This window comes from Streptomyces sp. NPDC058534 (assembly GCF_042717365.1).
Classification (GTDB): domain Bacteria; phylum Actinomycetota; class Actinomycetes; order Streptomycetales; family Streptomycetaceae; genus Streptomyces.
Genome location: NZ_JBHXNW010000040.1, coordinates 20,133 through 27,962, shown reverse-complemented (window position 1 = coordinate 27,962; position 7,830 = coordinate 20,133). Strand labels below are relative to the sequence as shown.

8 protein-coding genes, 1 tRNA gene and 1 riboswitch are annotated in these 7,830 nt (G+C 69.0%); of the genes, 6 read left to right on the top strand and 3 right to left on the bottom strand.

Annotation, left to right across the window (positions count from 1 at the left end; translation table 11 throughout):
* The first annotated feature begins 153 nt into the window (after nucleotides 1–153).
* The 3 genes from rph (at nucleotide 154) to rdgB (ending at nucleotide 2,167) form a co-directional block, all read left to right on the top strand.
* Nucleotides 154–891: a ribonuclease PH gene (gene rph, locus ACFWR9_RS23910; protein WP_383845499.1), complete on the top strand. Its 738-nt coding sequence runs from the start codon at nucleotides 154–156 to the stop codon at nucleotides 889–891.
* Between the two features lie 210 nt (nucleotides 892–1,101).
* Nucleotides 1,102–1,509 (top strand): hypothetical protein, encoded by a 408-nt coding sequence (locus tag ACFWR9_RS23905; RefSeq protein WP_383845497.1) that lies wholly within the window; start codon nucleotides 1,102–1,104, stop codon nucleotides 1,507–1,509.
* A gap of 55 nt (nucleotides 1,510–1,564) precedes the next feature.
* Nucleotides 1,565–2,167 (top strand): RdgB/HAM1 family non-canonical purine NTP pyrophosphatase, encoded by a 603-nt coding sequence (rdgB, locus tag ACFWR9_RS23900; RefSeq protein ID WP_383845495.1) that lies wholly within the window; start codon nucleotides 1,565–1,567, stop codon nucleotides 2,165–2,167.
* Between the two features lie 47 nt (nucleotides 2,168–2,214).
* Here the strand turns inward: rdgB and ACFWR9_RS23895 are convergent.
* Both ACFWR9_RS23895 and bcp read right to left on the bottom strand, forming a co-directional pair.
* Nucleotides 2,215–2,297 (bottom strand) — tRNA-Leu (locus ACFWR9_RS23895).
* Nucleotides 2,298–3,489: 1,192 nt separating this feature from the next.
* The gene (gene bcp, locus ACFWR9_RS23890) at nucleotides 3,490–3,957 is read right to left on the bottom strand and encodes a thioredoxin-dependent thiol peroxidase (protein WP_383845493.1); all 468 of its coding nucleotides are present in this window, start codon (nucleotides 3,955–3,957) and stop codon (nucleotides 3,490–3,492) included.
* A gap of 92 nt (nucleotides 3,958–4,049) precedes the next feature.
* On the opposite strand from bcp, the gene ACFWR9_RS23885 reads away from it, so the two are divergent.
* The 3 genes from ACFWR9_RS23885 (at nucleotide 4,050) to ACFWR9_RS23875 (ending at nucleotide 5,252) form a co-directional block, all read left to right on the top strand.
* Entirely contained in the window at nucleotides 4,050–4,382 is a 333-nt protein-coding gene (locus ACFWR9_RS23885; protein WP_383845491.1) for a DUF3618 domain-containing protein, read from the top strand.
* 77 nt (nucleotides 4,383–4,459) lie between these two features.
* Nucleotides 4,460–4,762: a co-chaperone GroES gene (locus tag ACFWR9_RS23880; protein WP_202557607.1), complete on the top strand. Its 303-nt coding sequence runs from the start codon at nucleotides 4,460–4,462 to the stop codon at nucleotides 4,760–4,762.
* 71 nt (nucleotides 4,763–4,833) lie between these two features.
* Nucleotides 4,834–4,899: riboswitch (guanidine-III (ykkC-III) riboswitch) on the top strand.
* Between the two features lie 32 nt (nucleotides 4,900–4,931).
* Nucleotides 4,932–5,252, top strand: a complete 321-nt coding sequence (locus ACFWR9_RS23875) for a DMT family transporter (protein ID WP_383845489.1) — start codon at nucleotides 4,932–4,934, stop codon at nucleotides 5,250–5,252.
* Here the strand turns inward: ACFWR9_RS23875 and ACFWR9_RS23870 are convergent.
* Nucleotides 5,246–7,657, bottom strand: coding sequence for a transglycosylase domain-containing protein (locus tag ACFWR9_RS23870; RefSeq protein WP_383845488.1), 2,412 nt, complete (start codon nucleotides 7,655–7,657; stop codon nucleotides 5,246–5,248). The two genes, ACFWR9_RS23875 and ACFWR9_RS23870, sit on opposite strands and share 7 nt — an antisense overlap.
* Between the last annotated feature and the right edge of the window lie 173 nt (nucleotides 7,658–7,830).

Below are 7,830 nucleotides of genomic sequence, written 5' to 3'. Positions count from 1 at the left end.
ACGCCCCCCCCACCCCCCGCACACTAAATATAATAATACCACACACCCCCCCCCGGCGCCCCCCCCTGGCGTCCCTGTCGCGGGGAGACAATAAACCCCCCCCCCCCCCCCCCCTTCCGCATGGGCCGCCGGACAGGCCTTAGGCTCACCCGCATGTCACGCATCGACGGCCGCACCCCCCAGCAACTCCGCCCCGTCACCATCGAACGCGGCTGGAGCAAGCACGCCGAAGGCTCCGTCCTCGTCTCCTTCGGCGACACCAAAGTCCTCTGCAACGCCTCCGTCACCGAAGGCGTCCCGCGCTGGCGCAAGGGCAGCGGCGAAGGCTGGGTCACCGCCGAGTACGCCATGCTTCCCCGCGCCACCAACACCCGGGGCGACCGCGAGTCCGTCAAGGGCCGCATCGGCGGCCGCACCCACGAGATCAGCCGCCTCATCGGCCGTTCCCTGCGCGCCGTCATCGACTACAAGGCGCTCGGCGAGAACACCATCGTCCTGGACTGCGACGTCCTCCAGGCCGACGGCGGCACCCGCACCGCCGCCATCACCGGCGCCTACGTCGCCCTCGCCGACGCCATTACCTGGGCCCAGACCAAGAAGCTCATCAAGCCCAGCCGCAAGCCCCTCACCGGCACCGTCTCCGCCGTCTCCGTCGGCATCGTCGACGGCACCCCGCTCCTCGACCTGCGCTACGAGGAGGACGTGCGCGCCGACACCGACATGAACGTCGTCTGCACCGGCGACGGCCGCTTCGTCGAGGTCCAGGGCACCGCCGAGGCCGAGCCCTTCGCGCGCGACGAGCTGGGCACCCTGCTCGACCTCGCCACCGCCGGCTGCGCGGAACTCGCCGAACTCCAGCGCAAGGCGCTTGATACGGTCCTCGAAAGGTAAAGCGCGCACCAAGGGCGCCTCAAGAAAAGACGGCCCGGACGCGCAACTCAGCCGCCCGCAGCCGCGTCACTAGCAGTACAGCAACACAGCAACACAGCAGTACAACAGCAGTACATGAGTTCTACGGGCGTACGGCAGCACTCGCCGTACGCCCGACGCAACACCGCACACGGGCCGTCCGGCCCTGTCTCAACGGGAGGACCGAGACCCATGGCCGCGAGCCGCCACCGCCGCCTTCGCCGCACCGCCACCGCCGTCGCCACCGTGGCGACCATCGCCCTGACGGCCGGCCTCACCACCGGCTGCGACGCCGTCGGCAAGGCCCTCGACTGTGTCCAGACGGCGGACGCCATCGCCGACAGCGTCACCTCGCTCCAGCAGGCCGTGGAGAGCGCGTCCAACGACCCGACGCAACTCGAGGAATCCCTCGACTCCATAGACAAGAACCTCAACAAGATAGGCGACAAGACCGACAACGCCGACGTCAACCAGGCGGTCGACGACCTCGGCAAGGCCGTCGACAACGTCCGCACCTCGGTCGAGAACGGCGACGAGACCCCCGACCTCAGCCCCGTCACCGACGCGGCCGGCGAACTGACGAAGGTCTGCACGCCGTAAGGGAGGGGCTCCGGCCCGGGCACTGGCTGGCCGGGGTTCGGCGATACTGGTTCCCATGACCCGCCTGATCCTCGCCACCCGTAACGCCGGAAAGATCACCGAACTGAGGGCCATCCTCGCCGACGCGGGCCTGCCCCACGACCTCGTCGGCGCGGACGCCTACCCGGAGATCCCCGACGTCAAGGAAACCGGCGTCACCTTCGCCGAGAACGCCCTGCTCAAGGCCCACGCCCTCGCCCAGGCCACCGGCCTGCCCGCCGTCGCCGACGACTCCGGCCTCTGCGTCGACGTCCTGAACGGCGCGCCGGGCATCTTCTCCGCCCGCTGGTCCGGAACTCACGGCAACGACCAGGCCAACCTGGACCTCCTCCTGGCCCAGCTCTCCGACATCGCCGACGAACACCGGGCCGCCCACTTCGCCTGCGCGGCGGCGTTGGCCCTGCCCGACGGCACGGAGCGCGTCGTAGAGGGCCAGTTGCCCGGCACCCTCCGCCACACCCCCGCCGGCACGGGCGGCTTCGGCTACGACCCCATCCTCCAGCCGGAGGGCGAGTCGAGAACATGCGCGGAACTGACAGCGTCCGAGAAAAACGCGATCAGCCACCGAGGGAAGGCGTTCCGGGCGCTGGTGCCGGTGGTGCGGGATCTGTTGGGCTGACTCGACGAAGGGTGCCTCCACCTTCAAATCGAAGGTGGAGGTGGAGGTGCGGCCGGAGGGATTCGAACCCTCACGGGTGTTACCCCACTGGGATCTAAGCCCAGCGTGACTGCCATTCCACCACGGCCGCTCAAACGGTCGTCATCCTCGACCGGCAGCCTTCAGTGTACGGGTAGGGCTCGTTACCCTGTGAGAGGTGGCCTTCTCTTCTGGCGACACCACGTCTCCGTCAACGAGTGACAGTTGGGGCACAGGTACCGCAGATTCTCCCTCCGGTTGTCACGCCAGTCGCCGTTGACGTGGTCGATCTGCAAGGTGATGGGCCGTCTCAGCCACTCCCCGGTATTTCCGCAGGTCTCGCATGCATACGGCACGCGGATCTCGGTCAGGGCCCGGTGGAGCTGACTCCTGTTCATCCGCCCGGCGCCGGGAGGCAGGACGACGAGCACTCGTTGAGCTATGGGCGCAGGCGCGGGGCGCTCCGGTCGAGCCCATGAACTGCGTTTGAAGTGGCTGGTATCAAGGCCGAGCCGGGCTGATGCCCTTCTGACGCGCCGGTGGTTGGTGTCGTTGACGTCCAGGCCGATGCTTCGCATCACGTCGGCATAGCTTGTCGAATGCTCCACTGCGTCCCGCAACTTGTCCTCGGGAATCGCGACCCGACGGTGGGAGAAGTGCCCCGTGTCGATGCGCTGGGCGCGCAGCATGCGCTTCAGGGTCGCGCGGGAGCGGCTGTCGTCGGGTACGCCCAGTGTCCGGGCCACACCACGAACGCTCGTGGACGTCGCCGCGGCGGCGCTCAGCTCCTCCGGTGTGAGAGGCAGGTCTGGTTCGGGCTGTCGCAACCCGGGGAAATGACTGACGTCGATTCCCGCTGCGCTGATCCGGCGGCAAATGTGTGACAGCGTCCCGGTGGCTGGAGCGGCACCCAGCTTCAGACTTCGCGGAGCGATGACGAAGACGCGGCAGCCTCCGCGATGGCAGCGTCCGGATACTTGCGCCACGGGCTGCGCTTGACGAAGTGGCTGGTGTCGAGGCCGCGAGCGGCAACTTTCTCCTGGAGCACACGTCGTTGGCCTCCGCTTGGCCGAAGGCCCAGCCGCCGCATCAGATCTGTCCAGTTTCGAGCTTCCGCGACGGCCTCCTCCAGCCGCTCCCGGCTGTACGCGCTGGCCCCCATTACGTCCCCTCCGTCCCGGCCACGCGTTCGTGGCCTCGTACGGAGTAACGAACCGACTATCGGACAGTCACGCACGCCATGCGGAAGGGCCCGTACCGGAAAGCTCCGGAAAGCTCCGGTACGGGCCCGCAGGGAACAGGGCTCAGATGCCCAGGTCCTTGATGATCTTGGCCACGTGCCCAGTCGCCCGCACGTTGTACAGGGCGTGTTCGACCTTGCCCGCCTCGTCCACGACGATCGTGGAGCGGATGACGCCCATGTAGGTCTTGCCGTAGTTCTTCTTCTCGCCGAAGGCGCCGTACGCGTCGAGGGCCTTCTTGTCCGGGTCGGCGAGGAGGGTGACCTTCAGGGACTCGGCCTCGCGGAACTTGGCGAGTTTCTCCGGCTTGTCGGGGGAGATGCCGATCACGTCGTACCCGGCGCCGGCCAGCAGCTCCAGGTTGTCCGTGAAGTCGCACGCCTGCTTCGTGCAGCCGGGGGTAAGGGCAGCAGGGTAGAAGTAGACGATGACCTTGCGGCCCTTGTGGTCGGACAGGGACACCTCGTTGCCGTCGGCGTCCGGGAGGGTGAAGGCGGGGGCAGGGTCCCCGGGCTGGAGTCGCTCGCTCATCGAATCAGCGTAACCGGGGGTCCTGACAGCGCGGAGAAGCGAGTAGCTGACAGACTGTGCGGGACAGTGGCAGAGGACTTCGGAGGCGTACGGTGGCGGACACGTCGGACATCAGAACCCCGGCGCAGATCGAGGCGGACATCAAGCGCCGCCGCGAGGTGCTGGCCGAGACGCTCGACGAGCTCGGGATGCGGGTGCACCCGAAGACGATCGTGGGCGATGCCAAGGCCAAGGTCGCCTCCAGCGTCGACCACACCCTCGGGCGCGCCTACGTCAAGGTCAACAGCGTGGTCAGCGATGTGAAGTCGCAGTTCGTGGACGAGGAGGGCGCGCCCCGGCTGGAGCGGGTCGTGCCCGTCGCGCTCGTGGTGGTCGGGGTCGTGGGGCTGCTCGCCCTGGGCAGTACCCGGCGGCGCGGGCGCTGAGCCGGGGCAGGTAGGTTCGGGGCGTGAGCGCCAAGAGAAACGAGCACGGCTCCCAGGACGACAAGCTGCCCATCCGGATGCTGCACGACCGCGTACTCGTGCGGCAGGACACCGGTGAGGGCGAGCGGCGTTCCGGGGGCGGCATCCTGATCCCCGCCACGGCGGCGGTCGGCAAGCGGCTGGCCTGGGCGGCGGTCGTCGCCGTCGGGCAGAACGTACGGACCGTCGAGCCGGGCGACCGGGTGCTGTACGACCCGGAGGACCGCGCCGAGGTCGAGGTGCGGGGGGTCGGCTACGTGCTCATGCGCGAGCGTGACCTGCACGCGGTGGCCGCGGACCGGTTCGAGGGGTCCGAGGACTCCACCGGGCTGTATCTGTAGAGACCTGTGGAGCAGTACGTGTGAGGGGCTGGTGACCAGTGTCACCAGCCTCTTTCAGTCTCCTTCCGCTGATTTTGCTACCTTGTAGAGACCCGACGAGACGCGCCGTACCGGGCTGAATGAAAAGACGACGCACCACCGTTCAGTTCGTTTCACGGAGGTGCCCGTCATGGCTTGGGTTCTGTTGCTCGTCGCCGGTCTGCTCGAGGTCGGCTGGTCGATCGGGATGAAGTACACCGACGGTTTCACCCGGCTCGTGCCCAGTCTGTTCACCGGTGCCGGGATCGTCGCGAGCATGCTGCTGCTGTCGTACGCGGCCCGGACGCTCCCCATCGGTACCGCCTACGGCGTGTGGGTGGGGATCGGTGCGGCCGGGGCGGCGGTGCTCGGCATGGTCGTGCTGGGTGAGCCGGTGACCGCCGCGCGGATCTTCTTCATCTGTCTGCTGCTGGTCGCCGTCGTGGGTCTGAAGGCGACCTCGGGTCACTGACGCCGGGGTGTGACCGGGACGCCGGCGACCGTGCCGGCGGTGTCCGAGCCGCCGCCGCCCGCGCCGCCGGTGTCCCCGCCGCCCTCGGTGGTGCCGCCGTTCGACGAGCCGCCGCCGGTGTCCCCGCCGCCTCCGTCGCCGCCGCCCGTGGGGCCCGGTTCCGTGCTGGCGCCGCCCGAGGGTCCGCCGGTGGTCGGGGCGCCGGTCTCGCCGCCGGAGTCGCCGGGTGAGGTGCTGGTGCCGCCGCTGCCGTCGCCCGGGGTCTGGGTGCCGGAGTCCTCGTCGCCGGTGGACTCGTCGTCCGGTTCGCCGCTGCCGCTCTCGTCGCCGGAGCCCGGTTCGTCCGAGGAGTCGGCGGACGGGGGTGCGGTGACGTCGGCGCCCGTCTGGAGCTGGAGGTCGAAGTCGCTGACGGGTTCGCCCTCCAGCGCCTTGCGGGTGTACTGGCTCCAGATCTCGGCGGGCGCGCCGCCGCCGTTGATCCTGGGCAGGCCCATAGCGCCGTACAGCGGCTTGTGGGCGGCGGTCTTCGGGTCCTGGCCCATGACGGCGACGACGGTGGCCAGTTCGGGGGTGTAGCCGGCGAACCAGGCGGCCGTGTCCTCCTCCGCGGTACCGGTCTTGCCGGCCGCGGGCCGGCCGGCGGCCTGGGCGGCGGTGGCGGTGCCGTTCTCGACGACGCTGCGCAGGACGGACGTCGTGGTGTCCGCGGACTCGCGGCTGACGGCCTGGCGCTCGCGCCGCTCGGGCAGCTCGACCTCGTGCTTGCCGTCCTTCATGACCTTCTCGACCAGCGTGTACGTGCCGTGCCTGCCGTGGTTGGCGAGGGTCGCGTACGCCTCGGCCATGTCGAGGGGGCTGGCGGTGGCGACGCCGAGGGCGATGGACGGGGAGGGCGTCAGTTCCGGGGTGTTCTTGGAGAGCCCGAGGTCGATCGCGGTCTGCATGACCTTGTCGGAGCCGACGTCCACGGCCATCTGGGCGTACACGGCGTTGATGGACTTGTCGGTGGCCTCGCGGACGGTGACGTCGCCGTAGTCGCGGTGGTCCTCGTTCTCGGGGGCGTAGCGGCCGCCGCTCCAGCCCTCGACGGGGCGTTCGCTGGTGCCGTCGTACCTGGTGTTCGGGTTGATCGTGCGGCCGTCCTGCGTCTCGGAGTGGTTCTCGACGGCGGAGGTGAACACGAAGGGCTTGAAGGCGGAGCCGACCTGGAAGTCGCGGCGGACGGCGTTGGGTGTGTACTGCTTGACGTAGTCGATGCCGTTGTACATCGCGACGACCTTGCCGGACCGCGGGTCGACGGAGGCGCCGCCGGCCCGGACGTAGCTGTCGACCTTGCGGTCCTTGGAGAGCTGGGACATCAGCTTGTCGTCGACGGCCTTGACGAAGGCGTTCTGCTTGTCCTTCTGGAGGGTCGTGGTGATGCGGTAGCCGCCGCGGTCGAGTTCCTCCTCGTCCACGATCTCGTTCTGGACCAGGTAGTCCTTGACGATGTTGACGACGTAGCCGCGCTGCCCGGACATGCTGGTGGAGACCGTGGACTGCTTGGGCGTGGGGAACTTCGCGGCGGCGCGCTCGGAGGCGCTCAGCCAGCCCTTGTCGGCCATGCCGTCCATGACGTAGTTCCAGCGGGACTCGGCGGCGCCCTTGTTCTCGGGGTGGGCTACGACGTCGTACTGGCTGGGGGCGTTGAGCAGGGAGGCGAGGTAGGCGCCCTGGCCGGCCGTGAGGTCCTTGGCGTCGATGCCGTAGTAGGCCTGCGCGGCGGCCTGGATGCCGTAGGCGCCGCGGCCGAAGAAGCTGGTGTTGAGGTAGCCCTCCAGGATCTCGCTCTTGCTCTTCTCGCGGTCGAGCTTGATCGAGATGAAGAACTCCTTCACCTTGCGGGTGACGGTCTGGTCCTGGGCCAGGTAGTAGTTCTTGACGTACTGCTGGGTGATCGTGGAGCCGGACTGTTTGCCCTTGCCGGTGGCGGTGTTCCAGCCGGCCCGGACCATGGCCCCGGGGTCGATGGCTGACTCGCTGTAGAAGTCGCGGTCCTCGGCGGCCAGGACGGCGTGCTGGGCGTCCTTGGAGATGCGGGCGAGGCCGACGCTCTCCCGGTTGACCTCGCCGTCGCGGGCGAGGACGCTGCCGTCGGCGTACAGGTAGACGTTGGACTGCTTGGTGGCGGCCGCGTTGGCGGCCGGGATCCGCACCAGGTGGTAGCCGAGGAAGAAGCCGCCGACCAGCAGCAGGAGGCCGACCACGCAGGTGCTCAGCATGATGCGCCAGGTCGGGATCAGCCTGCGCCAGCCGGTCCGCTTCGGCCGCTTGGGCTTCTTCGCGTCCCCGTCGCCGGCCGCCTGTGGCTCTCTCGGCGCCCAGCCCTGTTCCGGCTGCTGCGGCTGCGGCTCGTCGCTCATGTCGTGCACGGACTCCTGTTTCGCGTCGTACGGTCTGGACTCGTACGGCCTTGTACGCCTCTGCGTGCTCTGGGCCCTCTGCGCCCTCTGAAGAAGACTCTCGCACCGGGGGTACCGTTCCCAGTCGACGGCACACCCGTGAAATTCCGTGGCACGGGTGGTCGTCGTCGCAC